The 25,057-nt window shown below is 40.2% G+C and carries 24 protein-coding genes; 9 read left to right on the top strand and 15 right to left on the bottom strand.

What is annotated here, in order from left to right; translation table 11 throughout:
* The first annotated feature begins 48 nt into the window (after positions 1 to 48).
* A complete protein-coding gene (locus ACYSNQ_RS00335; protein ID WP_426080769.1) occupies positions 49 to 489 on the top strand; it encodes a GNAT family N-acetyltransferase in 441 nt (146 codons plus the stop codon).
* Positions 490 to 705: 216 nt separating this feature from the next.
* Here the strand turns inward: ACYSNQ_RS00335 and rbfA are convergent, their stop codons facing one another.
* The 7 genes from rbfA to ACYSNQ_RS00370 all read right to left on the bottom strand — a co-directional run bounded on the left by rbfA (position 706) and on the right by ACYSNQ_RS00370 (position 7,117).
* Positions 706 to 1,056, bottom strand: coding sequence for a 30S ribosome-binding factor RbfA (gene rbfA / locus ACYSNQ_RS00340; protein ID WP_426080770.1), 351 nt, complete (start codon positions 1,054 to 1,056; stop codon positions 706 to 708).
* 98 nt (positions 1,057 to 1,154) lie between these two features.
* On the bottom strand, positions 1,155 to 3,803 hold the full coding sequence (infB, locus tag ACYSNQ_RS00345; protein ID WP_426080771.1) for a translation initiation factor IF-2: 2,649 nt from the start codon (positions 3,801 to 3,803) through the stop codon (positions 1,155 to 1,157).
* Between the two features lie 12 nt (positions 3,804 to 3,815).
* Positions 3,816 to 4,118 carry a YlxQ-related RNA-binding protein gene (locus tag ACYSNQ_RS00350; RefSeq protein WP_426080772.1) on the bottom strand — a complete coding sequence of 101 codons (303 nt, stop codon included), beginning with the start codon at positions 4,116 to 4,118 and terminating at the stop codon, positions 3,816 to 3,818.
* A complete protein-coding gene (gene rnpM / locus ACYSNQ_RS00355; RefSeq protein ID WP_426080773.1) occupies positions 4,111 to 4,407 on the bottom strand; it encodes an RNase P modulator RnpM in 297 nt (98 codons plus the stop codon). The genes ACYSNQ_RS00350 and rnpM overlap by 8 nt, the downstream gene beginning before the upstream one ends.
* Positions 4,408 to 4,426: 19 nt before the next feature.
* Positions 4,427 to 5,611 carry a transcription termination factor NusA gene (gene nusA / locus ACYSNQ_RS00360; protein ID WP_426080775.1) on the bottom strand — a complete coding sequence of 395 codons (1,185 nt, stop codon included), beginning with the start codon at positions 5,609 to 5,611 and terminating at the stop codon, positions 4,427 to 4,429.
* Positions 5,612 to 5,699: 88 nt separating this feature from the next.
* The gene (gene rimP / locus ACYSNQ_RS00365) at positions 5,700 to 6,173 is read right to left on the bottom strand and encodes a ribosome maturation factor RimP (RefSeq protein WP_426080776.1); all 474 of its coding nucleotides are present in this window, start codon (positions 6,171 to 6,173) and stop codon (positions 5,700 to 5,702) included.
* 164 nt (positions 6,174 to 6,337) lie between these two features.
* On the bottom strand, positions 6,338 to 7,117 hold the full coding sequence (locus ACYSNQ_RS00370; protein ID WP_426080778.1) for a GNAT family N-acetyltransferase: 780 nt from the start codon (positions 7,115 to 7,117) through the stop codon (positions 6,338 to 6,340).
* Between the two features lie 145 nt (positions 7,118 to 7,262).
* Between ACYSNQ_RS00370 and rnhC the strand changes: the two genes are divergently transcribed.
* Together rnhC and ACYSNQ_RS00380 are read left to right on the top strand one after the other, a co-directional pair.
* Entirely contained in the window at positions 7,263 to 8,186 is a 924-nt protein-coding gene (gene rnhC / locus ACYSNQ_RS00375; RefSeq protein WP_426080780.1) for a ribonuclease HIII, read from the top strand.
* 77 nt (positions 8,187 to 8,263) lie between these two features.
* Positions 8,264 to 8,695 carry a GNAT family N-acetyltransferase gene (locus ACYSNQ_RS00380; protein WP_426080781.1) on the top strand — a complete coding sequence of 144 codons (432 nt, stop codon included), beginning with the start codon at positions 8,264 to 8,266 and terminating at the stop codon, positions 8,693 to 8,695.
* Positions 8,696 to 9,065: 370 nt separating this feature from the next.
* Here the strand turns inward: ACYSNQ_RS00380 and ACYSNQ_RS00385 are convergent, their stop codons facing one another.
* From ACYSNQ_RS00385 to ACYSNQ_RS00395, 3 genes are all read right to left on the bottom strand, one after another.
* Positions 9,066 to 9,854: an NUDIX domain-containing protein gene (locus tag ACYSNQ_RS00385; protein ID WP_426080783.1), complete on the bottom strand. Its 789-nt coding sequence runs from the start codon at positions 9,852 to 9,854 to the stop codon at positions 9,066 to 9,068.
* Positions 9,855 to 9,960: 106 nt separating this feature from the next.
* Complete coding sequence (gene pnuC, locus ACYSNQ_RS00390) at positions 9,961 to 10,794, bottom strand: nicotinamide riboside transporter PnuC (RefSeq protein WP_426080784.1); 834 nt, start codon at positions 10,792 to 10,794, stop codon at positions 9,961 to 9,963.
* Positions 10,795 to 10,810: 16 nt separating this feature from the next.
* Entirely contained in the window at positions 10,811 to 11,956 is a 1,146-nt protein-coding gene (locus ACYSNQ_RS00395; RefSeq protein WP_426080785.1) for an AAA family ATPase, read from the bottom strand.
* Between the two features lie 336 nt (positions 11,957 to 12,292).
* Here ACYSNQ_RS00395 and ACYSNQ_RS00400 point away from each other — a divergent pair, with 336 nt between their 5' ends.
* Complete coding sequence (locus ACYSNQ_RS00400; protein WP_426080786.1) at positions 12,293 to 12,616, top strand: hypothetical protein; 324 nt, start codon at positions 12,293 to 12,295, stop codon at positions 12,614 to 12,616.
* Positions 12,617 to 12,724: 108 nt separating this feature from the next.
* Here ACYSNQ_RS00400 and ACYSNQ_RS00405 read toward each other — a convergent pair whose 3' ends face one another.
* The 5 genes from ACYSNQ_RS00405 to ACYSNQ_RS00425 all read right to left on the bottom strand — a co-directional run bounded on the left by ACYSNQ_RS00405 (position 12,725) and on the right by ACYSNQ_RS00425 (position 19,826).
* Positions 12,725 to 14,377, bottom strand: coding sequence for a hypothetical protein (locus tag ACYSNQ_RS00405; RefSeq protein ID WP_426080787.1), 1,653 nt, complete (start codon positions 14,375 to 14,377; stop codon positions 12,725 to 12,727).
* Between the two features lie 2 nt (positions 14,378 to 14,379).
* Positions 14,380 to 15,114: an ABC transporter ATP-binding protein gene (locus ACYSNQ_RS00410; protein WP_426080788.1), complete on the bottom strand. Its 735-nt coding sequence runs from the start codon at positions 15,112 to 15,114 to the stop codon at positions 14,380 to 14,382.
* 362 nt (positions 15,115 to 15,476) lie between these two features.
* Positions 15,477 to 16,508 carry a LacI family DNA-binding transcriptional regulator gene (locus tag ACYSNQ_RS00415; RefSeq protein ID WP_426080789.1) on the bottom strand — a complete coding sequence of 344 codons (1,032 nt, stop codon included), beginning with the start codon at positions 16,506 to 16,508 and terminating at the stop codon, positions 15,477 to 15,479.
* Positions 16,509 to 16,661: 153 nt separating this feature from the next.
* Positions 16,662 to 17,486, bottom strand: a complete 825-nt coding sequence (locus tag ACYSNQ_RS00420) for an endonuclease/exonuclease/phosphatase family protein (RefSeq protein ID WP_426080790.1) — start codon at positions 17,484 to 17,486, stop codon at positions 16,662 to 16,664.
* Positions 17,487 to 17,654: 168 nt separating this feature from the next.
* Positions 17,655 to 19,826 (bottom strand): PTS transporter subunit IIBC, encoded by a 2,172-nt coding sequence (locus tag ACYSNQ_RS00425; protein ID WP_426080791.1) that lies wholly within the window; start codon positions 19,824 to 19,826, stop codon positions 17,655 to 17,657.
* Positions 19,827 to 20,070: 244 nt separating this feature from the next.
* On the opposite strand from ACYSNQ_RS00425, the gene ACYSNQ_RS00430 reads away from it, so the two are divergent.
* The 5 genes from ACYSNQ_RS00430 (at position 20,071) to ACYSNQ_RS00450 (ending at position 25,057) form a co-directional block, all read left to right on the top strand.
* Positions 20,071 to 22,380: a glycoside hydrolase family 65 protein gene (locus ACYSNQ_RS00430; protein WP_426080792.1), complete on the top strand. Its 2,310-nt coding sequence runs from the start codon at positions 20,071 to 20,073 to the stop codon at positions 22,378 to 22,380.
* 13 nt (positions 22,381 to 22,393) lie between these two features.
* Positions 22,394 to 23,074, top strand: a complete 681-nt coding sequence (gene pgmB / locus ACYSNQ_RS00435) for a beta-phosphoglucomutase (RefSeq protein ID WP_426080793.1) — start codon at positions 22,394 to 22,396, stop codon at positions 23,072 to 23,074.
* Positions 23,055 to 24,044: an aldose epimerase family protein gene (locus ACYSNQ_RS00440; protein WP_426080794.1), complete on the top strand. Its 990-nt coding sequence runs from the start codon at positions 23,055 to 23,057 to the stop codon at positions 24,042 to 24,044. Before pgmB ends, ACYSNQ_RS00440 begins: the two co-directional genes overlap by 20 nt.
* A 183-nt stretch (positions 24,045 to 24,227) precedes the next feature.
* Positions 24,228 to 24,707 carry a TspO/MBR family protein gene (locus ACYSNQ_RS00445; RefSeq protein ID WP_426080795.1) on the top strand — a complete coding sequence of 160 codons (480 nt, stop codon included), beginning with the start codon at positions 24,228 to 24,230 and terminating at the stop codon, positions 24,705 to 24,707.
* Between the two features lie 164 nt (positions 24,708 to 24,871).
* Positions 24,872 to 25,057 (top strand): hypothetical protein, encoded by a 186-nt coding sequence (locus tag ACYSNQ_RS00450; protein ID WP_426080797.1) that lies wholly within the window; start codon positions 24,872 to 24,874, stop codon positions 25,055 to 25,057.

Consider the following 25,057-nt stretch of genomic DNA (forward strand, 5'->3'; position numbering starts at 1 on the left):
AGTATACCACTGAATCAAATTTTTATTATAGAAACATGGAGGAAAACTATGAAACTACATTTTGGAAATGAACGATGGAATCAAGCCGCAGCTTTTGCACTTAGATATGAAGTATTCGTTAAAGAGCAGCATATTTCTATTGAAGATGAATTTAACCGTCTTGATACACCTGACCGTAAATACTTTGTCTTGTATGATGGCCGCGATATCGTTGGTGCTGTCCGTTATCAGATGGATGAAGAAGAAATTATTGTGCCTGATCGTCTATGTGTACATGAAGACTATAGAAGAAAAGGAATGGGTAGTAAGCTAATTAAAGCTTTGGAAGAGAAAGCAGCGAGCGAAGGCTTTAAAACTTCAACTTTATCTGCTGAAATCAACGTAGTTCCTTTCTTTGAAAAACTTGGTTATACAAAGAAATCCGGAACATTTCTGGAAGATAATATTCTTTGCGTGAAAATGTCAAAAAATCTGACAGCCGGAGCCTGAAAGTAATACATAAACGTATTTCTTAAATGCTTCTTACCTATGAAGTTATAAGTTCATTTCAGGCAGAATCATTCCAGTGAGGCTCTCTGAAAATCGACATAGTTTCATTCTTTTGAAACAGCGCTGACAGTTTACTAGCCGGATTATTAGAAAAATATATATTTAAACTTAATGAAAAAGACACACTGCTTTGGCAATGTGTCTTTTTTGGCTCATCTATTCGCCTTGATTTAGTTTTCTAATCAGTTCATCAATATGATTCCCATAAGCGACTGATTCATCTTTTTCAAAAATCAGCTCTGGCGTTTTATAAAGAGTTAGACGCTGTCCTAATTCTTTACGAATCAGGCCCTTCGCTTTGTCTAGTCCTTCTTGGGCTTTTTGTTGATCAGAGGCAAGATCTGACAATAAACTATAGTAAATTTTTGCCTGCTGAAGATCTCCCGTCACACGAACATCTGTAATGGTGATGTCCTGGACACGGGGATCTCTAACGCGTTTTCTAAGAATATCATTGATTTCTCTTAAAATTTCCTGTCCCACACGCCGGTCCCGGTAGTTAGCCATTTGTTCTCCTCCTTTTCACTTGTGAAGTTGCAGAAGTCTTATTTTTAAGCCGTTCTACTTAAACTAAGACTTCCTTCACTCTTGTAAAGCAGAATTCATCAGCTGCGTTTGATTTCTTCCATTACGAAGCCTTCAATGACATCGTCTACCTTCAAATCATTGAAGTTTTCGATCATCGCTCCACATTCAAATCCTAGTTTTACTTCTTTCACATCATCTTTAAATCGTTTCAAGCTAGAAAGGTTGCCGTCGTAAATAACGATGCCATCACGGATCACACGAACACCGCTCTCTCTGCGGATTAAGCCCTCTGTTACGTAACAGCCGGCAATCGTACCAACCTTAGAAACTTTATACAGCTCACGAACAATCATTTGTCCAGTAATTTTTTCTTCGAATTCCGGATCAAGCAAACCTTTCATTGCCGTTTCAATTTCATCAATTGCGTTATAAATGATTCGGTGCAGACGAATGTCTACTTCTTCCTGAGAAGCCTGTTGTTTAGCCTGAGGAGTTGGACGCACATTAAATCCGATGATGATGGCATTACTTGCAGCAGCAAGTGTAACATCACTCTCATTAATCGCACCAACCGCTGAGTGAACGATTTTCACCCGTACGCCTTCAACATCAATTTTCTGCAGACTGGCAGCCAATGCTTCCGCTGATCCTTGTACGTCTGCTTTAATAATGACGTTAACTTCTTTCAGTTCGCCTTCTTTCAAGCTTTCAAACAAGTTGTCCAATGTCACACGGCTGTTAACAGAGCGTTGCTCCACTAAAGCGCGTTTTGCTCTTTCTTCACCAGCCTGACGAGCAGTTTTCTCATCATCTAAAACAGCAAAACGGTCACCAGCCTGAGGCACATCATTCAATCCAGTAATTTCTACTGGTGTAGCCGGTCCGGCCTCTTTGTCTCTGCGGCCGATATCATTCGTCATTACACGAACACGGCCATAGGTATTTCCTACAACAATTGGATCCCCAACACGCAGTGTTCCCTGCTGTACCAGCAATGTTGCCACAGAACCTTTTCCTTTATCAAGACGTGCTTCAATAACTGTACCGATGGCATGCTGTGTCGGATCAGCCTTCAAATCTTCCATTTCAGCAACTAATAAAATATTTTCCAGCAGCTCATCAATGTTCTGATTGAATTTCGCCGAGATATTCACGAAGATGGTATCGCCGCCCCACTCTTCTGGAATCAGCTCATGTTCAGATAAAGCTTGTTTAACATGATCAGGATTTGCTCCTGGTTTATCAATTTTGTTCACAGCAACGATAATCGGTACTTTTGCAGCTTTGGCATGGTTAATTGCTTCCACTGTCTGCGGCATTACACCATCATCTGCAGCGACAACAAGGATTGTAATATCCGTGATGCTGGCACCGCGGGCACGCATACTTGTAAACGCCGAGTGACCTGGTGTATCAAGGAAAGTAATTGGCTTGCCGTCAATCTCAATCTGATAGGCACCAATATGCTGTGTAATTCCGCCGGCTTCACCTGAAGTTACACGGGAATTTCTTAAAGTGTCCAAAAGAGTTGTTTTACCATGGTCAACGTGTCCCATGATAGTTACTACTGGCGGACGAGTTACTAGATTTTCTTCCGTAAGTGCTTCTGGCTCGAAGAATTTATCAATGTCTGCAATATCAAGCTGAATTTTTTCTTTTGGTTCAATGCCGTAATCTACAGCCAACAATTCAATTGTATCTTTGTCCAGAGACTGGTTTTGATTAACCATGACACCCATCATGAATAATTTCTTGATGATTTCTGCAGGTTCACGATAGATTTTCTTCGCAATATCCGCTACATTCATTCCTTCAGTATATTCTAATACTTCAGGCAGCTCTTTGAACTTTCTAGCTGGTACAGGTGGTTTTGTTGATTCCTGATATTTGCCTTTTTTCCCTTTTTTATTGAATTTGTTACGGTTTTGATTATTGTAGTTGTTGCGGCCTCTATTTTGTCCACCGCCACCAAAACTATTGTTTCTGTTTTGATTACCGTAGCCGCCTGTATTTGAGCGATTTTGACCGCCTTGTTGCCCTTGTCCCTGCTGTCCTTGCGGGCGAGTATTGCTGCTTGCCGGTCTTTGCTGACCTTGTCCTTGTCCCTGTGGACGATTTGCATTGTTGTTTGGTCTTTGTTGACTTTGACCTTGTCCCTGTGGACGATTTGCATTGTTGTTTGGTCTTTGTTGACCTTGTCCCTGCGGACGGTTCGTATTGTTGTTTGGTCTTTGTTGACCTTGTCCCTGCGGACGGTTCGTATTGTTGTTTGGTCTTTGTTGACCTTGTCCCTGCGGACGATTCGTATTGTTGTTTGGTCTTTGTTGACCTTGTCCCTGTGGACGATTCGTATTATTGTTTGGTCTTTGCTGACCTTGCCCTTGCGGACGATTTGTGTTGTTATTTGGTCTTTGCTGACTTTGACCTTGTCCTTGTGGACGATGTGCATTGCTGCTATTTGGTTTTTGTGAGTTATTTGTTGTTTGTGTCATCTGTTTGTCTAATCTTCCTTGCTGCCTGTTCGGCTCTTGATTAACTGGTTGCTTGGGCGCACTCGTTGTTCCGCTTTTTGGTGCAAAAGCACTGCGGATTTTCTTTTCGTCATCCGTATTGATCGCCCCCATATGATTTTTTACGTCTATTCCCAGTTCGTGTGCTTTATTGACTACATCTTTACTTGACTGGCTCATTTCTTTGGCTAATTCGTATATTCTTTTTTTTCCCATGCAATCACCTTCCTAGCCTTTCATTAATTCCTTGAACTTATTAGCAAATCCCAGATCATTAATGCCAACGACCATTCGTTTTCTGCCAATTGCGTGACTAAGCTCTGCCTGCTGCAGGTCATCATTCCAGGAAATATTATAGTAAGAACATTTGTCCTTAATTTTCTTTTTGGTATTTTCACTTGCATCAGACGCAACAAAAACCAGCTTTGTTTTTGAGCGTTGGATATCTTTCACCGTTAGTTCTTCACCGGTAATTAATTTTCCTGCTCTCATTGCTAATCCAAGTAAATTCAATATTTTTTCTTTATTCATTGCTGAACAGCTCTTTACGTGCTTTTTGGTGTTCAACATAATCGAATAATTCTTGATAAAATTCATCAGTCAGTGAGGTTTCAAGGACACGATCCAGGATTTTATTCTCCCACGCTTTTTTAACTTCTTCTGGTTCCAATGCCACATAAGCTCCTCTCCCAGGAAGTTTCCCTGATGGATCGATTGCTACGGCACCGTCCTTCGAGCGCGTGATACGAATCAGCTCTTTTTTAGGCTTCATTTCTCCCGAAACAACAGATTTACGCATTGGAATCTTTCTTTTTTTCATTCATATCCCTCCAAAAACGTTATTCTTCTTCTGTTTGCTCGTTTTCATTGTTAAACTCCAGATTTTCGTACTCATCAGAAGTTAAATCGGCTTCTAGTGACTCGCCTTTGTACTCTTCATCAAGAATTTCTTCACCATCTGCAGCTTCTGCCAGCTGTGCATAGAAATCTTCCATTTCAGATTCCGGCTTAATATCAATTTTAAAGTTAGTCAGCTTAGCCGCCAAACGGGCATTTTGACCTCTCTTGCCAATCGCCAGCGATAATTGGAAATCCGGTACCACAACTGTGCAAGCCTTAGGGTTTTCCGGATTAAAAATAACGTCGACTACTTGTGCCGGATTTAGAGCGTTACTGATAAATGCGGCAGAATCTTCATTCCATTCAACAATATCCATGTTTTCACCTTTTAGCTCATTAACAATCGCCTGTACTCGCTGTCCTTTAGGACCTACACATGTACCAACCGGATCGATATTTGGATCATTTGAACGAACCGCTACTTTAGAGCGGTCGCCGGCTTCTCTGGCAATACTTACGATTTCTACAATGCCGTCGTACACTTCCGGAATTTCTTGTTCAAATAGGCGCTTCAATAAATCTGGATGGCTGCGGCTAACAAATACCTGAGGACCCTTTGATGTATTTTCAACCTTTGATACATAGACCTTGATACGGTCGTGGGGCTGATAAAATTCATTTGGCATTTGATCCTGTTTCGAAAGAACAGCTTCAATTTTCCCAAGATTTACATAGATATAGCGGCGATCCTGACGCTCTACAATCCCCTGCATAATATCATTTTCGTACTCGCTGAATTCATTGTAGATAATTGTCCGTTCTGCTTCACGAACCCGCTGCAAAATAACCTGTTTTGCTGTTTGAGCAGCAATCCGGCCAAAATCCTTAGGGGTTACTTCGAAACGAATTTTATCTCCAAGTTCATACGCTTTATTAATAGCCATCGCATCTTTTAAAGACACTTCCAGCTGTGAATCCATTACCTCGTCAGTCACTTCTTTTACAGCATATACATGAATATTTCCTTTTTTATCATCGAATTCCACTTCCACATTCTGTGCTTGACCATAATGTCTTTTATATGCGGAAATCAAGGCTGCTTCAAGCGCTTCGATCACCTTATCTTTTGAAATTCCTTTTTCAGCTTCTAATGCTTCCAAAGCATTTAACATTTCTTTGCTCATTGTTTATTTTTTCCTCCCATAATTTTAGTCAAAGCTGAACGAATCTTATCCTTCATATTTTGAAAGATAAACCGTTAGAAGCTACCACTTAAAACTGAATTGCTAAACGAGCCTTTGCAATATTTTTACGATCTATGACCAATTCTTTTGTTCTTGTTTTAATCTTGATGACCAGTGTCACTGTTTCTTTATCAAAAGCTTTCATTGTACCATCAAATTGTTTTTCTCCATCTACTGCCTGATAAAGCGATACGTGGATGTACTCACCTACAGCATTTTCATAATCCTGTTCCTTTTTCAATGGCCGTTCTGCTCCCGGCGAAGAGACTTCCAGAAAATAGGCCTGCGGAATCGGATCGGGATCGATTGCATCCAGCCGTTCGCTCAGCTGTTCACTGACAAACGCACATTCTTCTATATCGATGCCGCCTTCTTTATCGATGAATACTCGCAAAAACCAGCTTTTTCCTTCCTTGACAAACTCTATATCTACAAGTTCAAAATTTTGCTCTTTTAAGATCGGTGTGACTAACTCGGTAACAGTTTCCACAACACTACTCAAAATTTTCGCCTCCTTCGAGATTAGATGTAACATACCATTGGCAATTAAAGGCTCCTGATAAATGCCATTAAAAAGAGTGAGCAGAAATCCGCTCACTCCCATCTAGTATCATTACTTAAAGACAGTTTAACATAAACCGCAGGAAAACTCAAATCAGCCAGTTTTTAAGCCGTTTCTTCTTCATCTTTTACTAAAAGATAATTCACTTCAAATGCCGCTTCTGTAAAGCCAAGTTTCTGGTAAAGCGACTCTCCCATCCCGCCAATATCTGTAGCCAAACTAATACCTGCTGTTTGGTCCTCTCTGGATTCAACGGCCAGTCTAATTAAGCTTCCAGCAATTCCCTGCTTGCGGAAAGCCTCTTTGACAAATACATTCTCAATTTTATAATAGTCTTTCAGCTTATATACATCCAAGCTGCCGATTGCTTTTCCTTCTGACACAGCAATGTAAAAACGAACCTCGGAAAGCTCACGTAAAAACCAAAGGAAACGTAGTTTTTCCTCAGCAAAGCTTTCTGAAATACGCGTGCCGTCCTCATAAGTATAATCACAATAAGCCTGAAAATCTTCATCCGTTACTACTTCCTTGATTTCAACAGCGGTTTGGGCGCTGGAAAGCTTTTCCTTTTCAGTCAGAACCATGTAGACCAGCTGTTCACTTGAACTTGTATAACCGGAAATCTCAGGAAGCTTCCAATCAGCTTCTTGTAGATTGTCTGTAATTTTCCCAAAAAAACGTAAAAACAGACTCTTACCATTGAGGCGCTTTACTTCATTCTTGGCTGCTGCCGAAAAGCCTTTTGTTTTAAGATACCAGAAATTATGATCGTACATCTGAGGAACAAAAGGATTTATATACTCATTGATTTCCCTTCCCTTTTTTGCTTGATTCACCAAACTAAAATAAAATAATTCATTTTTTTCAATTTCTTTTGCATTCATGCAACTATTCTCACCTTTCAATTCTAAGCCTCGTTTCCATGGTACTCTTTTATAGGAGAAATTCAACGTTTATTTTCAGTTCCGGCTTTCTTTTTCCTGCCATATCTTTTACCATAGTAAATGAGCGAAAGAAAGGATAAATCACATGACACAAACTCAGGTAATTAAAGTTTCAAAGGATTTATTAAATAAAATGGATGAAACATATAAAAAACAACAGCTGAATAAAAAACCGCCATATACTGTCTTTACAGCTAAAGTAAACGGCGTTACTGTCACCGCCTACACTTCGGGAAAAGTAATGTTTCAGGGCCCGGCAGCAGCGACAGAAGCAGCACGCTGGGGAACGGCCCTTTCTGCAAAAAAGAAACCGGCTGCTTCAGCAGTTTTACCTCCAGGCTTTGACCGTTTGTCTGTAATCGGCAGTGATGAAGTTGGCAACGGGAGCTACTTTGGACCAGTCACAGTCTGTGCAGCATATGTGGCAGCAGACATGATTACAAAATTAAAAGCTCTGGGAGTAAGGGATTCAAAAGAGCTGACGGATGATCAGATTGTTAAGCTTTCTCATTCGATAAAAGAGCTGATTCCCTATCGTCTATTAGTTTTGGAACCAAAAAAATACAACGCTATTCAGCCAAAATATAATGCCGTGCATATGAAGGTAGCTTTACACAATCAAGCAATCTTTCTATTATTAAATGATTTAGCACCAGTCAAACCGGAGGGAATTTTAATTGATCAGTTTACTCCTGAAGCAAACTATCGCAAATATGTCCGTTCTGAAAAAAATCAAGTAGCAGAAAAACTGCATTTTATTACCAAAGGCGAGCAATATCATGTGGCAGTTGCCGCAGCCTCGATTATTTGCCGAGCCGCCTTTCTGGAGGAATTAGATGAAGAATCAGCGGAATTAGGCTTCAACGTTCCTTCTGGTGCCGGTGCCAAGTCAGACCAGACTGCTGCAAAAGTCCTAAAACAAGGCGGTATTGAACTATTAAGTCAGTATGCAAAGCTACATTTTGCAAATACTGAAAAAGCCAAAAAAATTGCCGGCTATTCAAATTAGAAAGTATTAAAAGCAGAACCAGGCGATTAACTCATAACCAATGCTAAAAAATTCAAAAGAGAAAGTTGGGATAAACGATGAACATTAGAAAAGCTCAGCTATCAGACGCAGACAGCTTAAATGAAATCAATGAGTCTTCTTTAGGCTACGGCTACCCTTTAGAGGAAACAAAAAAACAATTAGAGGAGCTTCTCCAGCTGCCGGATGAACAGCTGCTCGTTTTTGAAACACAAGGCCGTGTTTCAGCTTACATCCATGCAGGCGCCTACCGTACTATTTACGCACCTAAAATGATTAATATTCTCGCTCTAGCCGTGCACAAAGACTTTCACGGCAGCGGGCAGGGGCGCCTGTTGATGAATGCGGCAGAAGAATGGGCTAAAACAATTGGAGCAGCAGGTATTCGTCTCAGCTCTGGGGAAAATCGGACAGAAGCCCATCGTTTCTATGAGCACATCGGTTTTATTAAACGTAAAAATCAGGCAAACTATTATAAGATTTTTAGCTAAATCAGCAAGGAGCCAGGTGTGCTAAAAAGTATGTGCTTATAGTAAAGAGTTGTTGAAAGTTCTTAAAGACAGCAACAAGCAGCACTCGTTCTAAAATAGATAGGCTCTGATTAGAGATTAATCAACAGTTAGTCATTTTCACGCATTTTTTTGATTATTTTCAAATGAGCCCATTTATTTCTTAAAGCTGAACCTATTTATCACACCTTTTTCCTCCACTTTACTTCAGTAGTATTCTTAAAATTGTGCCCTCAAACAAAGGAAGGATAGTTCCTTTTGATTGTCATAAAGAAATAGTATAAGTGAATGGCAATGTAGCTCCGCTTCAGGATTCCTTTTGAAGCACCCTCTATTCTAATTCTTCATTTTTCTAGAAGGATTTCAATCGATAAATTTTTCTTGGTCTGCCTTTTGTTGTTTTTGTCTCTAAACCAACTTCAGTGAAAAATTTCCCGTGTGTTTTGCGAAAATTACTATTATCAAGGTCAGCTACTGGAATGCCTAGAAATTTACTATAGACTTTTCGGGCTTCAGTTAGAGTAAAGGTACCGCCCAAAATTTTCAACACAGTTGGAATATAGTCCAAACGATTTTTTATTCTGATGACTGCTTCCTGAATGATTTCCTCATGATCAAATGCCAATTCAGTTAATGGAATCTCTTTGTTCTGATAAAACAACTGCGGCTTGCCTTCACTAGTAGCCTGCAGCGTCACCCAGTGAGCTTCTCTGGCGTCATCTCCTGCTACTACCTTCATATCGGCCATAGCAGGCAAATAGGTCAAATGCGCTACTGTAATCGTCCAGGCCCGCGGATCGCGGCCTGGTGTTGCTATCGTCTTTAGCTGCTCCACGTACTGTTCACTTAAGGTTAGCCCAACCTCTTCCTTTACTTCTCTCAACACAGCTTCAGTTGTATCTTCGGTTTTATCCACAAATCCTCCGGGAAGAGCATAATAGCCTTTAAAGGGGTTAGCCTTTCGACGGATTAACAATAGCTTTACTTCTTCATCTTCCCAGCCTAAAATTACATTATCTACTGTTACAGAAGGTTTTTCATATTTTGGTAAATCTTGCTGCTGATACCACGCTAAAAATTCTTCTTGGTTAGCTTCCTGCTCATAATATTTTTTTTCTTCTGCATAACTCTTAAATTTCACTTTGCATCCACTCACTTTTCCCTGCATTTTTCGTTCATTTCATTTTTACAATAATAGCCGGTCTTGTCGAGAAAACTTAAACTATCTACTTTACAATGTTAATTTATTATTCAGAGTCTAGCTTATCTACTCTACTTTTCTTTGTCCAGCGTATATATCCTACTACTGAGTTTACTAGAAAGACCCAGTACATGACAACCATTTCCAGACTGGCACCCCACCATAAATAGATACTAAACACATTTGTGCCAATCCAAAACAGCCACTGCGCTGCATAAGAACCATTCATCAGCCATTGTCCTACATAGTTCGTTCCATCTGTTACCGAGTCTCTAAAAGGACGGTTTGCCCCTATGCTTTGATAGATAAATCCAAAGACGCCCCAGATAACTGTCATTCCTGCAATTGCCTTAAGCCATCCAGCAAAGGATAGTTTCTTAGGCTTTACATAGGCAGGTTCTTTTGTTCCTTTTTCTTTATTATCCATATTTAACAACCATAAATACGTACCAGTAAACTGCATTAGGAAAAAGTAAATAGATGTCAATACCTCTCCATAAAAGCCGCTAACAACGCTCAAATATAAATAGATAGTTACGTTAATCAAGCCGAATAAATAATTACTGATTTTCCCCTTTGTCACAAAAATGACATTTATAATTCCTGTTACTCCGGCAATCATTCCCAGAAAGCTATCCGGCTGCTTAATATAAACACCAATTTGAATGCTGACAAGTGCGAATAAATAAACTATTTCCAAAGGCTTCCAGCCGACAAAAATGTCCTTAATTAAAGCATATATGATTCCTTTAACTCCTGCATGCTGTGCCTGTTCAGCTAATGCTGTCAGGTTCTTTTGGGTTGTAACCGCTCGTTTTATCCAAAAATCCGGCTGCAGCCTAGTCAGCGCCCAGCTTTTCATTGTTTTTACTGTATCCATGTTTTTTCCTTCTTTCTTACCAGATTGTGATTCCCAGATTCATTTCTATTTGTTTCTGTACCTCTTTGTAGCGTCCATAAAATCCTTGAGGGTCTGCCTCTGTGAGTTCTGTTTTTAGAATAATCAGCTTTTCTTCAAGCCCCGCTTCTTTAAAAAGCTTTAAAAGATGTTCATGAAATTGCCAACGTATGTCTTCTTCAGCCATACTCATATCCCGAAACTGATCATCAACATATTCAGTGACCGGAGGAACAATGAAAATCAGTGCCCACTTTTCCTGACGAATAGTTGATAAGTACTGTTGTGTCAATGCTTCCAGTTCATCTTCCTTAATCAAGTTCTTTCCCTCAGATACTTTCTGTGTATCTGTGGTTAAATACCAGTCCAGATAAGCCTTTGTAACTGTACTATTGGTATCTGCGAAAACCAAACCGTTGTTGGCAGTACCTTCGATTTCATTAGACGTTTGCCGATACTGATTGGCTAATAGATACATGTAGTCTTTAGCAGTTAGTTCCTCATCCAAGACATTATATTTTTTTTGATAATGGCGAGCATATTCCAATGAAAAAGGACTTCCATAGCTTCTTGCCAAATCTTTTACCAACGTAGTTTTTCCCCCTGAAGCAGAGCCGGCAATCAAAATATTCTGACTGAAGTGTCTTCGAAAAGGTCGCGCAATCTTCTGCCAATATTTAAGCGGCTCTTTTCTAATATGTGTTGCAGATATCGGGAGCAGCTGCCGGTCAATCATAACCACCTGCCATTTGGGACGCAGCTCATTCAATTTTTCCTTATATTCTGCCTCACCTACATAAACAGTGATTGTCCGTTCTTTCTCCAGACAGTTTTCTTCAATGACCTTTTCAAGCAAAGGCAGCCAATGATTCCAGCCGTTAGGATATCTGGGAATGTTAGTCTCGTCAATCTTTCCCACCACAACTAGCTCATCTTCACGAAATGTTTCTCTGGTATATCTAAATCTTTTTTCCAAGCCAAGGTCAATCTCATCTCCCCGGTCCCCCTGATAACCACTTACTGCCAGTACTACTCCATCACACTGTCTTTTGGCCTGATGCACTGCGGAAATATGACCAATATGAAGGGGGGCCCAGGTTCCAAAAAACACACCGATATTTTTTCCAGATAACCTTTTTCTCATTTTCCCATCTCCTTATTAGGTAACTTTTACCTTTAATAGTTTAAAAAAATAATTTTACTTACTATTTTTTTCTGTAAAACAAATCATTTTAGGTAACTTTTACCTTTAATATAAATAAATGATACCATTCTATCTAAGAAATGTAAACATAAAATTATTAACCAGTCATAAAAAATAACTGAACATTTGTGTTAAATCTTCTGAAAAAAACAATTATTCCCCATTAAACAACAAATTTTTCAAGCATTTTTTTCTTATTGTTCTCTAAATAGTCTGGAAAGTGCTACTTTTTCGTACGTACTTCTGGTAACATAAAAGAAAAACAGGAGGTCTACAATGGGCTATTCAATCTATTACACAAAAAAAACGGACTGGTGGGACGATAAGCCTGGCTTCTCATTGGAAGAGATTAAAGCAATCGCTTCAACAGATGAATTTTACTATACAACAAGTTTTTCCATTCCAACACCTGACGGAAAAATGCTGACTGCTTCTGGAGATTTTATTGGCGCTCTCTATCAAGGCGAGACCTATTATCTTATGTTCAGAGATGGAAACATCAGCTTTGATTATACCGATGATGGTTTTATTCAGTGGGTAGCGGAACAATGTCGCCCTCTGGCAGGTAAAATGCAGGGAGATGAAGGGGAACTGTATTGATTTAGAAACGACTTGCTCAATCAATAAAAACTGCTTCTTTTTATAAGTAAGATGACTGTATTTCACTTACGAAAAAAGAAGCAGTTTTTTAATGTTAACTTTTTAGGCTTACGCCTTTATTCTAAACGTTTTTGGTGCTTTTCGGTAAATAATCACAAAACCAACTCCTACATAGATCAGACATAAGACAGAAACAATCACTGCATAATAAAAGCCTGTAAAACGCAGCTGTAGATTCGCGTAGGCAATCCAATAGAAGACACCAGTTATAATCTTATAAAGCGGGCTCACTACAGACATATCTCCTGTGAATGGCTGAAGAAGATAATAGATAAACAGCTCATGAAACGAGAACAAGGCTGCTAACGCTGCCAAAAGCAGTGCTAAAACTGCGAGAAAATCCCAAGAAAGGAAAAAGCTGTTCATTAAACTAGCCAATAAGTAGACACTGAAGATACCCACTGAAACGATGCTATTGTAAAAAAAGGTCTGTTTAAATCGATAATTAAAGCCAGAAAGAATGGTGCTTGCTTCCCGATAAAACGGATAGTACAGCATTGAAACGTCACAGTTCACAAAAACCATCTGTACAACTTTCTTACCAAAGGTCATCAAATACATCAGAAAAAACAAAACCGGCAGGGTAATTGTAATCTCTTTAACGGTAATTCCTTTAAATAATCCAAATATACTAGCCACAGCAACTGCAGCTAGGGCAGCTCCGATGAAATAAAAACGAAAACGCAGCGCTTTGTTTAAAATTGAACGGTAACGGCTGAATAAAAGAGCGTTCAAATACTGACTTCCTTTGAGATGGTCAAACTGATTATCTGCTGATATCACCAGCTTTTTCTGCATTGCCATCCCTTCACTAATATAGGAGTTATTCGTTTTTTTCTGCACATCAAGTCTCTTCAAGCTAATCGTTGCTTGGTCAATCCAATAAAGCAGATATTCATTTTCTTGTTTAAAATGCAGCAGCAAGTGAAGCATTCCCACCATAAAAAACAACAGCACACTATTTCCCAGCCATGAATCTGCCAAAGAGATAAAACGATTGGTTTGATCAAAAAAGAAAACTGCCGCTGCTATGCCAATGACCAGTACAGTAACAGCTGTGCCAAGCAGCCGCCGTTTAGTTCTTGATAGATGCCAGGTATAAATCACACGTCCAAGATAGAGAAATCCCACCCTAAAGCTCAAATAAGAAATAAAAATAAATAATAAAGTTTCCAGCGGGCGTCCTAGTAGAAAGCCATATACTAGTGCGGCTGGTAAATATGCAATTCCCTGGATACATACATCCAAAAGCATATTGCCTCTAATAATCGTTGTTCGTGACTGCATAAACTGTTCAATAAACTCAATAAGTGGTTTTTCTGCTGCGAATGTATAGCCTTCAAAAAAACCAATAAAAATCGGAACAAACATCAGCCAGAGAAACAAGCCGGCTAGAAGTGTCGGTTGACTGAACATGTCGTACGTATTCCCGGCAACCATTAAGCTCCGCAGAAAACCGGCGGCAAAAAAGTGAAGGGCCAGCCAAAGAAACTTCGCTGCAAAGCTGCTAAGATAATCAAAAATAAGCATTAAAACAGCAAAACCTTCTTTTACGCCATAGCTCTGATAAATGGAGGAGGGAATAAGTTTTCCTACAACAGGAAGCCGCTTAATATAATAGAAAAAGCCATTGACCTTTTTGGCAGTACCTGTCTGCTTAAAATGCCAGTAGTTTTTTAAGTAGATAGAAAAATCGTTCATTATTATTCCACCTCGACTTCTTTAGCAGGAACAGCTTCTTTGTCAGAAAGCAAGTCAATAATCTCCGCCTCAAAATCTTTATCATGAATCCTAGCAGAATCTACTTTGTTTAACTGATGGTGATGAAGCAGTACAATCTCATCACAAAGATCCTGTGCCAATTGTAGAATATGAGTAGAAAAAATCACAATAGATTCTGATTTCATCTGTAAAATCAGCTCCTTCATCTCATGGGCAGCTACCACATCAAATGAAGTCAAGGGTTCGTCCAACAGCAGAACCGGCGGCTGAACCATCAGAGAAACCAGCATTTGTACCTTATTCTGCATGCCATGAGAAAAATCTTTCAACAGCCGGTGCTGATCTTCACGCTGAATTCCTACAGAATCCAAATATTCCTCTGGCGTCTTGATTTCTCTGATTCTGGAGCTGTTAATCTCTATAAAAAACTTAACAAACTCAAATGCTGTCATAAAGGCCGGCAAATGAGGCTGGGTATAGACAAAACCAATTTCTGTATTTTCATACTCCGTATTCAGCTGACCGCCGTCTTCAATACCGATACTTCCCTCATCAATCATTAAATTTCGAGAAATACAGTTAAAAAGAGTCGTTTTTCCAGAACCATTCCTACCCAATAACCCATAGATTTTTCCTTTTTCAAAAGTAAATGATGCATTATCAAACAACGTTTTTTCATCAAAACGCTTTGTGATATCTTCCAGCACTAGTTTCATTTTTTCTCCCGTCCCTTTTTCGTTATGTCCTATTTTATTATCTATTCTATCCTATTTCTCCACTACCTCCAATGAAGAATTAGCTCTTTACTAATCATTTCCCATTAAAAAGTCTATTTATTTTGAAAAAGCAGAGGGGAAATCAAGAATTTTCAAAAAATAAAGTCAACAAAATCTTTTAGCCTTAAGATAATAAATAGGACTGGATTCTTAGTCAAGCTGACTATACTCCAGTCCTTAAAATCAAATAAATGGTCGCTTAACGCTTCTCTCAGCCTTAAGGCGTGCCACTCAGCTTTCGACAAAGCTATAGTAACTCAGCAGGCTGTGAGAACGATTGCCGTAAAAGTTTTTTAATTATTTTATTTTCTTGTTTTAGAAGCTTTTTTCAAATCCAGCACTGTTTCCCGCTCAATCAGTGTATGAGGAATCAGCACCTTCTGTTTCAGAACCTCCTGCTCCTTTAATTGAAGCAGAAACTGCTGAACAGCTACTTTTCCTAACTCTTCAGTATGAATATCAATGGAGGTAATGTAAGGATGAATTAGCGTAGTGAATATTGAGTTGTTAAAGCTTATCACAGAAAGATTGTCTGGTACTTGATAACCATAAAGATTAGCTAATTGAATTACACGCAGTGCAAACATGTCGTCAACCGCTATACAAGCAGTCGGCCGTTGCTCTTTCAATATCTTTTCAAAAGCAGTATAGTCTTCCGGCTGTTTCAATACAACGTAAGGCAAAGGGTTTAATTCACTTTCCTCCATCGATTTCTGATAGCCGTAAAAACGTTCCTGAAAAACATTTTCTTTCTCATAATTGGTCACAAACAAAATCCGTTCATGCCCTTTTTCAATCAAATACTGTGTTGCCGTGCGTCCCAGCAGCTGATTGTCATTGTCCACACAGCTTGTACCGTTGCTATATTGATAGGGCTGCCCAATCACTGTATGGGGGATATTATTCTCTACTAGATAGGTAAGTACCGGATCATTTTTTCTTACATACAACAGAATAAAACCGTCTACACGTTTTTGTCTATACATCAGCTGCACATTCTCTAAAAGCTCCTCCAGAGTTTCTCCTGATGCAAAGGAAATTGTGACATCCTGCTTACCAGCTTCCTGATTCATTGCCGTAATCGCTTCTAAATAGAACGGATTGCTCTTCCTGTCTGTAGAAGATAAAACTGGAAAAACAACACCAATGGCATTAGAAAACTTTTTTGCCAGATTTCGCGCTGCAACATTTGGCACATACCCTAGTTTGTCCATCGCTTTTCTAACTTTTTCTTTGGTTTCTTTAGAAATGCTGGGGTGGTCCTGCAGTGTCCTTGAAACGGTGGACGGAGCTACTCCAACCTCTCTCGCCACATCTTTTATTGTTACGCTCATCGCACTTACCTTCTTTTCCTGTCATTACGGGACCTAAGCACTCTTTTCAACCCCCGTTGTTATCCCTATAATCATAAATGCAAACGGTTGCTTTGTCAATGCACGGTGCTTGTTTTCACTCTTTTATTCATTGAATAGTTGTCTCATTTTTCTCTATTGAAAGTCAAGCTGAACCTCCAGTCCAAAATGATCACTAACTACCGGTGTGGTTCTTCCATCAAAAAGAACCTCATAGCTTTTTATTTGGAACTCGTCTGAAGTAAAAACCAAATCTATCCGCAAAGCTTCTGCATTCTCAGACCAACCGTCTATCGCCTTCATCACAGTATGTTCTCCACTGGTTTTTTCCGCTTCTAAAAAGCTATCTCTGAAATTTTGGCTTACTAGCTGATAGCCCTCACCTTCCCGTTCTGCCGGATTATTGAAATCCCCCAGTAAAATAATCGGCAGCCGTTCATCCGATAACCGCCCCATAGTCTGCTGCCACTCCCAGATAAAGCCTTCCTCAGAATTATCAGACCACCAGGAATAGTGAACATTCACAAACAGTATTTCTTTTTCTTCTACTTTCGTTTTTCCCAACAATAGCTTTCTTGTTCTGAAATCAGCGAAATCTGTCGCTTGGGAAACTGCTAGGTATTCTGCTGTTATCGGTTCCTTCGAGAATAAAGCCAGGCCTTCGTGATAGCGTCCATAACCAATGTGAACCGGCAGCCAGCACCAATAATACTTGATGCCTTCTTTCTGGAGCTTATCTGCAAGCAAAGCAGCAAAGTTATCTGCCAAAATCGGCAGGTTGGATGCTTCTGGATGGTAGTAGCTATCCACAATTTTTGCTTTTTCTGTCATGCTTTGATTAACCTCCTGCAAAGCAAAAACCTCATACTGATGTTTAGTGATTTGTTCAGCCAGCTGATCTAATTTTTTCCAAGGCTCAGCTTCCATCCAGCTATGGGTATTTAATGTTAGAATCTTCATATTTTTCCTCCATTCAAAATATGTCTATGTATAGTTTTCTTCTTCAACTATCCGTTTGCTGCTCCTGTTATTAATCATGAAACTGATTTTACAAAAAGGGACCGAAGCATTTTCTTAATTTTTCAATGCTTCGATCCTTTTGACAGCCTTAATCAATTACGCTGCTATTTATAATGTAACAGAACCGATAATTGTTTTTCCAGCCTGTTTTCCTTTTTTCGTTAATTCTAAAGCAGCGATTTTATCACTGTTTGTAAAGACGACAACGATTGTTGTTCCTTTACCTTCTGCCCGAATCTTATCCAAATCGGCTTTTGCCAAAATATCGCCAGCTTTGATTTGCTGACCAGCCTCTACCATGATTGTGAATGCAGACTCTTTCATCTCCACAGTGTCCAATCCCATGTGCACCAGTACTTCCAGACCGTCTTTTGTTTCGATACCAATGGCATGCTTCGTAGGGAAGACGCTGACTATTTTACCTGCAACAGGCGCATATATGGTTCCTGATTCCGGATCAACAGCAAAGCCTTCTCCCATCATTTTTTTGGAAAATACTTCATCTGCTACTTCTTCAATGGAAATAACCTCGCCAGCTGCGACCGCCGTTAACTCCTGAACCATACCAGAGTGCTCAGTCATTTTTTCAGCGTTCTTTCCTTCATTTTTTTCAAAATTTGATGAAGGAATTTCTGCTCCAGATTCTAACAAATCCTGAATATCCGATTTCAACACATCAGCTTTTGGACCATATACAGCCTGTACACCATTATCTTTATGAATTAAGCCCATTGCTCCTGCTTTCTTCCAAGCCTGTTCACTGCCGACTTTTTTTGTGTCTTTAACAGTGACACGCAGGCGGGTCATACAGGCATCTACATCAGAAATATTTTCTCTACCGCCTAAAAGATTAATAATATCAATCACCTGCTGGTCTGCACTCACGGCATTGCTTCCAACTGTTCCTTCACCATCTCCGCCATCTTCATAGTTGCCGTTACGTCCGGGAGTAGCGAAGTTGAATTTCTTAATTAGGAAGCTGGCAAGAAAATAAGTAAAGACTGCAAACAGAATGGTAGCGATGACAAAGTTAATCAAATCCATACCTAATCCTGCTTTGATTGCTAATGGTGTCCGTGTCAGCAGTTCAATATTTCCAAAAGAATGGACACGTAAAGAAATGATATCTGCCAGTGCAAAGGCCATCCCTTGAATCACAGAGTAAACAACATATAAAGGAACAGCTGCAAACATAAACATGAATTCCAGCGGCTCAGTCACCCCTGTTAGAAAAACAGCTAAAGCAGCAGATACATACATTGATTTATATTTGTGCCGCTTGTCAACATCGACATTGCGATACATTGCCAGTGCCATCCCCATCAAAATACCAGATGAACCAATCATTTGTCCTACTTTGAATCGGGCCGGTGTCCAGTTGCTTAGTACATACGCATATTGACTTGTATCACCAGCATCCTTTAAGTTGACCAAATCGGTCGCCCATGCCAGCCACAACGGGTCTTGTCCGAAAACCTGTGTACCAGCCTGTGCGCCGGAAAGAATTTCGTAGGTTCCTCCTAATTGCGTGTAGTTGATGGGGATTGTTAGCATGTGATGAAGCCCGAACGGTAAAAGCAGACGTTCCAGTGTACCATATAAGAATGGTGCCAGAACCGGTGCTGTTTCCTGCGATTGAGCAATCCACAAACCAAAGTTGTTGATGCCGGCTTGGATGTAAGGCCAGACAACAGCTAAACCTAGAGATACCAAAACAGACCAGGCGATAACTACAAAAGGAACGAACCGCTTGCCATTAAAGAAAGACAGGGCATCCGGCAGCTTCCGGTAATTATAGTACTTATTAAATGCAGCTGCTCCTACAAAGCCGGCAATAATTCCGACGAATACACCCATATTTAACGCTGGCGCTTCTAATACACTAGTAAAAAATCCTTTAACCATAATCTTAGTGCCGAAAAGCGTATGGGTGAATGCTTCTTCATTATTCAGCATGTCAGACGTTACACCAAAGATTGAACCTGTAATACGGTTAATCAATACAAAGGAAATTCCTGCGGCAAATGCTCCGCCGGCCTTCTCTTTCGCCCAGCTTCCGCCAATGGCAAGTGCGAATAAAAGATGTAAATTTCCAATAATAGCCCAACCAATATTTTCAATCACACCACCTGTTGTTACTAAAAATCCTAAATCAGCATTGATTAGCGGCAAGGATTTCCCCAAACTAATCATTAGTCCGGCTGCTGGCATTACTGCCACAACAACCATTAAAGCCTTTCCAAATTTCTGTAAAAATTCAAAGTTGATAAATTTCTTCATTGTTTTCACTCCTTCTTACTAACTTAACTAATTATGTTTCCAATTAACGCAATCGATTTCGTGAACTTATTATATAACCTCTTTTATGAAATGTAAACCCAAAATATTATTTTTATCTATATCTATTGTAAATAGACTTTACAAGCATTTCTATTTTAAAAATTAATTTTCCAGTTGACAACGCAATCGATTGCGTTTATTCTGATAGCATACAAAGAGATATCTACCATAAGGAGTGAAACCCATGAAGCAGCTAAAAAGACTATTCACCATTGATCCATGGAAACTGACTACTACTGATTTAAATAGAGAGAATATGAGATTACAGGAATCTCTAACTAGTATTGGCAACGGTTATATGGGAATGAGAGGTAATTTTGAAGAAGACTATTCCGGAGACCACCATCAAGGAACATATCTTGCTGGTATATGGTATCCAGATAAAACACGCGTTGGCTGGTGGAAAAATGGCTACCCTGAATATTTTGGTAAAGTCATTAATGCAATCAATTTTTCTGCATTCAGCTTATTTATCAATGATACCCCAGTCGATCTAGCCCTAATTGCTCCCTCTGATTTCTATCTGGAGCTGGATATGAAAAACGGTGTCGTCACAAGAAGCTTCACCGTTACAGTTGACAAGATGACTGTCCGCTTCCAGTTTGAACGATTTCTGAGTCTAACAATAAAAGAAGCCGCTTTGATAAAGATGACTGCGGAAGTTCTGAATGGCGCCGGAACACTGCGGGTTGTCTCACGCCTCGATAATAATGTACACAATGAAGACAGCAACTACGAAGAAATGTTTTGGGAGCAAAGAGCAATTAGTTCTGAAACAAAGGCTGAAAACTATCTGACTGTTCGTACAGCTGATAATGCATTTGGAATTGAACGCTTTGTCGTAACTAGCTTGATGACAAACACGCCATTTCCAATAAGTCAAAAGCAAAAAATTGTGACAGAATTGTGTGTATCAGAACAGTTTGATTTCAAGCTGCAAACTGGGGATAAAGCTGCATTAACTAAGCAGGCCGTCGTTTTGACAAGCCGAGATATTGAAGAAGACCAGCAAGTTGCCAAAGGCTTGGCGCTTTTGGACGAATTGAATACCCAGAGCTTTGAAGAAGCAAAAGCCGCTCAGGCAGCAGCTTGGGCTAAACGCTGGGCACTGGCTGACGTAGTCATCGAAGGAGATGACGAAGCACAGCAGGGCATCCGCTTTAACCTCTTTCAGCTATTTTCTACCTATTACGGCGAAGATCCGCGGCTAAATATCGGACCTAAAGGTTTTACTGGTGAGAAGTACGGTGGTGCAACCTACTGGGATACTGAAGCCTATGCTGTCCCGCTTTATCTAGCACTGGCAGACCCTAAAGTTACGGAAAATCTGTTGACCTACCGGCATAATCAGCTGCCGCAGGCAAAACACAATGCCCAGCAACAGGGACTGGCGGGAGCTTTGTATCCAATGGTTACCTTTACCGGTGTAGAATGTCATAACGAGTGGGAGATTACCTTTGAAGAAATCCATAGAAACGGCGCCATCCCCTATGCAATCTATAACTACACAAACTACACTGGCGATACTTCTTATCTGGCTGGAAAAGGGCTGGAGGTTCTAACTGAAGTTGCCCGCTTTTGGGCTGATCGGGTTCATTATTCAAAAAAAGCAGGAAAATACATGATTCATGGAGTAACTGGACCTAACGAGTATGAAAATAATGTCAACAATAACTGGTACACCAATACAATCGCTGCCTGGGTATTGAAATATACGCTGGAAAGCTATCAAACGCATGAGCAACAAGCTTTAATCAAATTAACCAGGGACGAACAGAAGCTTTGGCAGGATATTATCGAAAATATGTATTATCCATTTGATGAAGAACAAGGTATTTTTGTTCAGCATGATACTTTTCTCGACAAAGAACTGAAACCCGTTGCTGAATTAGCTGCCGAAGAACTGCCGCTGAATCAGAACTGGTCATGGGATAAGATTCTGCGCTCCTGCTTCATCAAACAGGCGGATGTTTTACAGGGCATCTACTTTTTCGGTGAAGACTTTAGCCTAGAAGAAAAGAAAAAGAACTTTGACTTTTACGAACCGATGACGGTTCATGAGTCTTCCCTTTCCCCAAGTATCCATGCTGTATTAGCAGCTGAACTAGGAATGGAAGAGAAGGCAGTGGAAATGTATCAGCGAACAGCCCGTCTGGATTTAGACAACTACAACAATGATACCGATGACGGTCTTCACATTACGTCAATGACGGGTAGCTGGCTTGCTATTGTTCAAGGCTTCGCTCAAATGAAAACGGCCGGAGAACAATTAAGTTTCGCCCCGTTCTTACCAAAAAACTGGACAAGCTACAGCTTCCATATTAGCTATCGCGGACGTTTATTAAACATTCAGGTCCAAGAGACCATTACAATTACCCTACTGAAGGGAGAGGTACTGTCTCTCAATATCTATGGGAAAAAATATACATTGGAAAATGAAATCATCACAGCAATTCAAAAAACAACAGAAAAGCAGCTCAATCAGATATTTTAAGGAGGAGAAACAAATGTTTCAAGGCGTACTATTTGATTTAGACGGAGTAATCACTGACACTGCAGAATACCACTATCTTGCTTGGAAAAAGTTGGGTGAGGAGCTGGGAATTTCCATCGACAGAGGCTTCAATGAGCAGCTGAAAGGCGTGAGCCGTGAAGATTCTCTAAACTTAATTCTGGCCTATGGCGGACAGACGGACGTTTACTCTCCAGAAGAGTTTGCCGCATTTGCTAAAAGAAAAAATGATAATTACGTTGAAATGATTCAGCAGATTTCACCGGAAAATATCTATCCGGGTATCTTAAAATTGTTGCAGGACCTAAAAAAAGCAGGTGTTAAAACAGCACTAGCTTCTGCCAGTAAAAACGGACCAGTTCTGCTGGACAAGATGTCCCTGTCTTCATACTTTGATACGATTGTTGACCCTGGATCTGTCGCTGCCGGAAAGCCGGCACCAGATATTTTTGCAGCAGCGGCTGAGCAGTTAAATGTGCCTGTAAACGCCTGTATAGGTATTGAAGATTCTCAGGCGGGAATTACGGCAATCAAAGCCAGCGGTGCACTCCCTGTAGGTATCGGTAAAGCTGAGGACCTAGGCAGCGACATCCCTCTGCTTCCTTCTACTGCTGAATTAACCTATGCTTATCTGAAAAATGTCTGGGAGCACAAAAATGAAAACACACATTCATAAAAACTATTATGATTCGCTGGATTTGATTGTCTTAGAAAACGAAAAGTTAAAGGTTAGTTTTTTGAACTTAGGTGCACGCCTTTATCAGCTTTTTGCGCCGGATCGTTCTGGAGCTTCTGAGAATATTCTTCTCTCTCACGATGAGCCTCTTGATGTTTTAAAGGATCAGGCATTCTTTGGTGCTGTTGTCGGACCTGTGGCTGGTAGAACGAGGGAAGGTAAATGGGGGGCTGTTCAGCTGGAACAAAACGAAGGAAAACACCATATCCACGGCGGCTCTCAGGGCTGGTCTTTTCAATATTGGGACTATCAAACCTTTCAGGAAATTGACCGGGTTGGCGTTCGCTTTTCTCTGACAGACAATCTTTCCGGCTATCCCGGACCCATCACAGTTGCTGCCACGTATGAATTAACCAAAGACACACTGCTTATGAAAATGACTTATCAGACAGCTGCTCATACCTTGATTAACCCTACAAATCACGCTTATTTCAATCTTTCAGGCAACGGAAAGCGGGACATTGATGCGCAGCTGCTGCAAATCCAAGCAAAACAGCGCGTAGTAACGGATAATGATAAACTGCCTACTGGAGAGCTGCAAAACGTTCAGGGTACGCCCTTTGATTTCACAACGTCTAAACCACTCAGTCATTTCTTGAAGGAGGTTTCTCAAGGTCTAGACGACGTATTCATCCTGGACACAGTCCCAGCTCAGCTCCTTCTATCCGACCCTGTCAGCGGGAGGCGTATGGAAATAACTACTAGTCGACAAAGTGTCGTTGTCTTCTCAACAACAGATTTTAATGCGTCTTTCATAGTAAACGGAAGACCAATGCACAGCAATTATGGCATTGCCTTGGAAACACAGGAAATCCCTGATCTTGTGCATCATCCACAATGGGGCTCTATTGACTATACATCGGATTCGCTACCTGAGCACCGGACAACGTATCGCTTTACAACAGAGTAACAAAAAAATAGACCACTGCTTCCTAATAACCCAGTGGCAGCCTAACATAGAAACAGTCTGGCTAAGCTAGTGAACTTCTCACTTTAGCCAGACTGTTTTTACGCTGTTCAGCTAATTTTCAAGCCATATTTTCGATAAATTCCTGATAATTATGTACACTAAAATAGAAGGGAGAGACTATTTATGAAAGTAACTGGAAAGCAAATCAGCTTATTGATAGCTTGTATTATCGGTGTGGAACTCGTCGGCAGCCTATCCGGCTTATTGGCAGGCGATATTCGCGGACAATATGCTGCCATGACAAAACCACCTTTTTCGCCACCGGGTAGTTGGGTAGGAATCATTTGGATTGTTCTTTATTTTTTAATTGGTGTGAGCTTATATCTACTCATTACAGCGGATGCCCGCCAAAAAAATAAGCAGCAAGCCATCCTTTTGTTTGTCATACAGCTAATTGTCAACTTTATTTGGAGTCTGATTTTCTTTGGTGGAGAATACATGTGGATAGGAGCCATTCTTTGTTTGGCTTTAGCAGGTCTGATTCTGCTGTCTATTGTACTTTTCTATCGTGTACAAATTTGGGCTGCACGCCTGTTTATTCCCTATTTTCTCTGGATCTGCTTTGCTTCCTATCTCTCAATTGGACTGGCACTGCTAAATTAACTTTCAAAATATTAACCTTTTTCTGAAAAATGAAAGCCAAATTTTTGTATCTATTCTCCGATAGGAGTAGGCTTAACTTATATAAAGCCTTTAAAAGAAAGCAGCAGGATTTCTCAGATCTTTTAAAAGATTTATACAGAAGTGAACGTTTGGAGGAATGAATCATGTCAGAATCAATTGAAAAAGTTACAAAACTAGCGAATGAAGCAAAAAAAGAAGTAGAACGCTTGGAAGACCGTCGTCAGGAGCACCTTGGAAACTCAATCAACTACATTGAAAATGAGCTGCAGATTCAGCGCCTATATGCCCAAGTTGAAGCTTATGAAGAAGTGCTGGATGTATTAAGATAA

The sequence above is a fragment of the Enterococcus sp. LJL51 genome, from assembly GCF_054871795.1.

What these genes read in the sequence shown, in the direction of transcription:
- ACYSNQ_RS00370 (WP_426080778.1), bottom strand. Translation starts at nt 7,117, where the DNA reads ATGAATGCAAAAGAAATTGAAAAAAATGAATTATTTTATTTTAGTTTG.
- ACYSNQ_RS00350 (WP_426080772.1), bottom strand. Translation starts at nt 4,118, where the DNA reads ATGAATAAAGAAAAAATATTGAATTTACTTGGATTAGCAATGAGAGCA.
- rbfA (WP_426080770.1), bottom strand. Translation starts at nt 1,056, where the DNA reads ATGGCTAACTACCGGGACCGGCGTGTGGGACAGGAAATTTTAAGAGAA.
- rnhC (WP_426080780.1), top strand. Translation starts at nt 7,263, where the DNA reads ATGACACAAACTCAGGTAATTAAAGTTTCAAAGGATTTATTAAATAAA.
- ACYSNQ_RS00430 (WP_426080792.1), top strand. Translation starts at nt 20,071, where the DNA reads ATGAAGCAGCTAAAAAGACTATTCACCATTGATCCATGGAAACTGACT.
- ACYSNQ_RS00405 (WP_426080787.1), bottom strand. Translation starts at nt 14,377, where the DNA reads ATGAACGATTTTTCTATCTACTTAAAAAACTACTGGCATTTTAAGCAG.
- ACYSNQ_RS00395 (WP_426080785.1), bottom strand. Translation starts at nt 11,956, where the DNA reads ATGAGAAAAAGGTTATCTGGAAAAAATATCGGTGTGTTTTTTGGAACC.
- ACYSNQ_RS00425 (WP_426080791.1), bottom strand. Translation starts at nt 19,826, where the DNA reads ATGAAGAAATTTATCAACTTTGAATTTTTACAGAAATTTGGAAAGGCT.
- pnuC (WP_426080784.1), bottom strand. Translation starts at nt 10,794, where the DNA reads ATGGATACAGTAAAAACAATGAAAAGCTGGGCGCTGACTAGGCTGCAG.
- ACYSNQ_RS00445 (WP_426080795.1), top strand. Translation starts at nt 24,228, where the DNA reads ATGAAAGTAACTGGAAAGCAAATCAGCTTATTGATAGCTTGTATTATC.
- infB (WP_426080771.1), bottom strand. Translation starts at nt 3,803, where the DNA reads ATGGGAAAAAAAAGAATATACGAATTAGCCAAAGAAATGAGCCAGTCA.
- ACYSNQ_RS00410 (WP_426080788.1), bottom strand. Translation starts at nt 15,114, where the DNA reads ATGAAACTAGTGCTGGAAGATATCACAAAGCGTTTTGATGAAAAAACG.
- ACYSNQ_RS00440 (WP_426080794.1), top strand. Translation starts at nt 23,055, where the DNA reads ATGAAAACACACATTCATAAAAACTATTATGATTCGCTGGATTTGATT.
- ACYSNQ_RS00415 (WP_426080789.1), bottom strand. Translation starts at nt 16,508, where the DNA reads ATGAGCGTAACAATAAAAGATGTGGCGAGAGAGGTTGGAGTAGCTCCG.
- nusA (WP_426080775.1), bottom strand. Translation starts at nt 5,611, where the DNA reads ATGAGCAAAGAAATGTTAAATGCTTTGGAAGCATTAGAAGCTGAAAAA.
- ACYSNQ_RS00450 (WP_426080797.1), top strand. Translation starts at nt 24,872, where the DNA reads ATGTCAGAATCAATTGAAAAAGTTACAAAACTAGCGAATGAAGCAAAA.
- ACYSNQ_RS00335 (WP_426080769.1), top strand. Translation starts at nt 49, where the DNA reads ATGAAACTACATTTTGGAAATGAACGATGGAATCAAGCCGCAGCTTTT.
- rnpM (WP_426080773.1), bottom strand. Translation starts at nt 4,407, where the DNA reads ATGAAAAAAAGAAAGATTCCAATGCGTAAATCTGTTGTTTCGGGAGAA.
- pgmB (WP_426080793.1), top strand. Translation starts at nt 22,394, where the DNA reads ATGTTTCAAGGCGTACTATTTGATTTAGACGGAGTAATCACTGACACT.
- ACYSNQ_RS00400 (WP_426080786.1), top strand. Translation starts at nt 12,293, where the DNA reads ATGGGCTATTCAATCTATTACACAAAAAAAACGGACTGGTGGGACGAT.
- ACYSNQ_RS00380 (WP_426080781.1), top strand. Translation starts at nt 8,264, where the DNA reads ATGAACATTAGAAAAGCTCAGCTATCAGACGCAGACAGCTTAAATGAA.
- ACYSNQ_RS00420 (WP_426080790.1), bottom strand. Translation starts at nt 17,486, where the DNA reads ATGAAGATTCTAACATTAAATACCCATAGCTGGATGGAAGCTGAGCCT.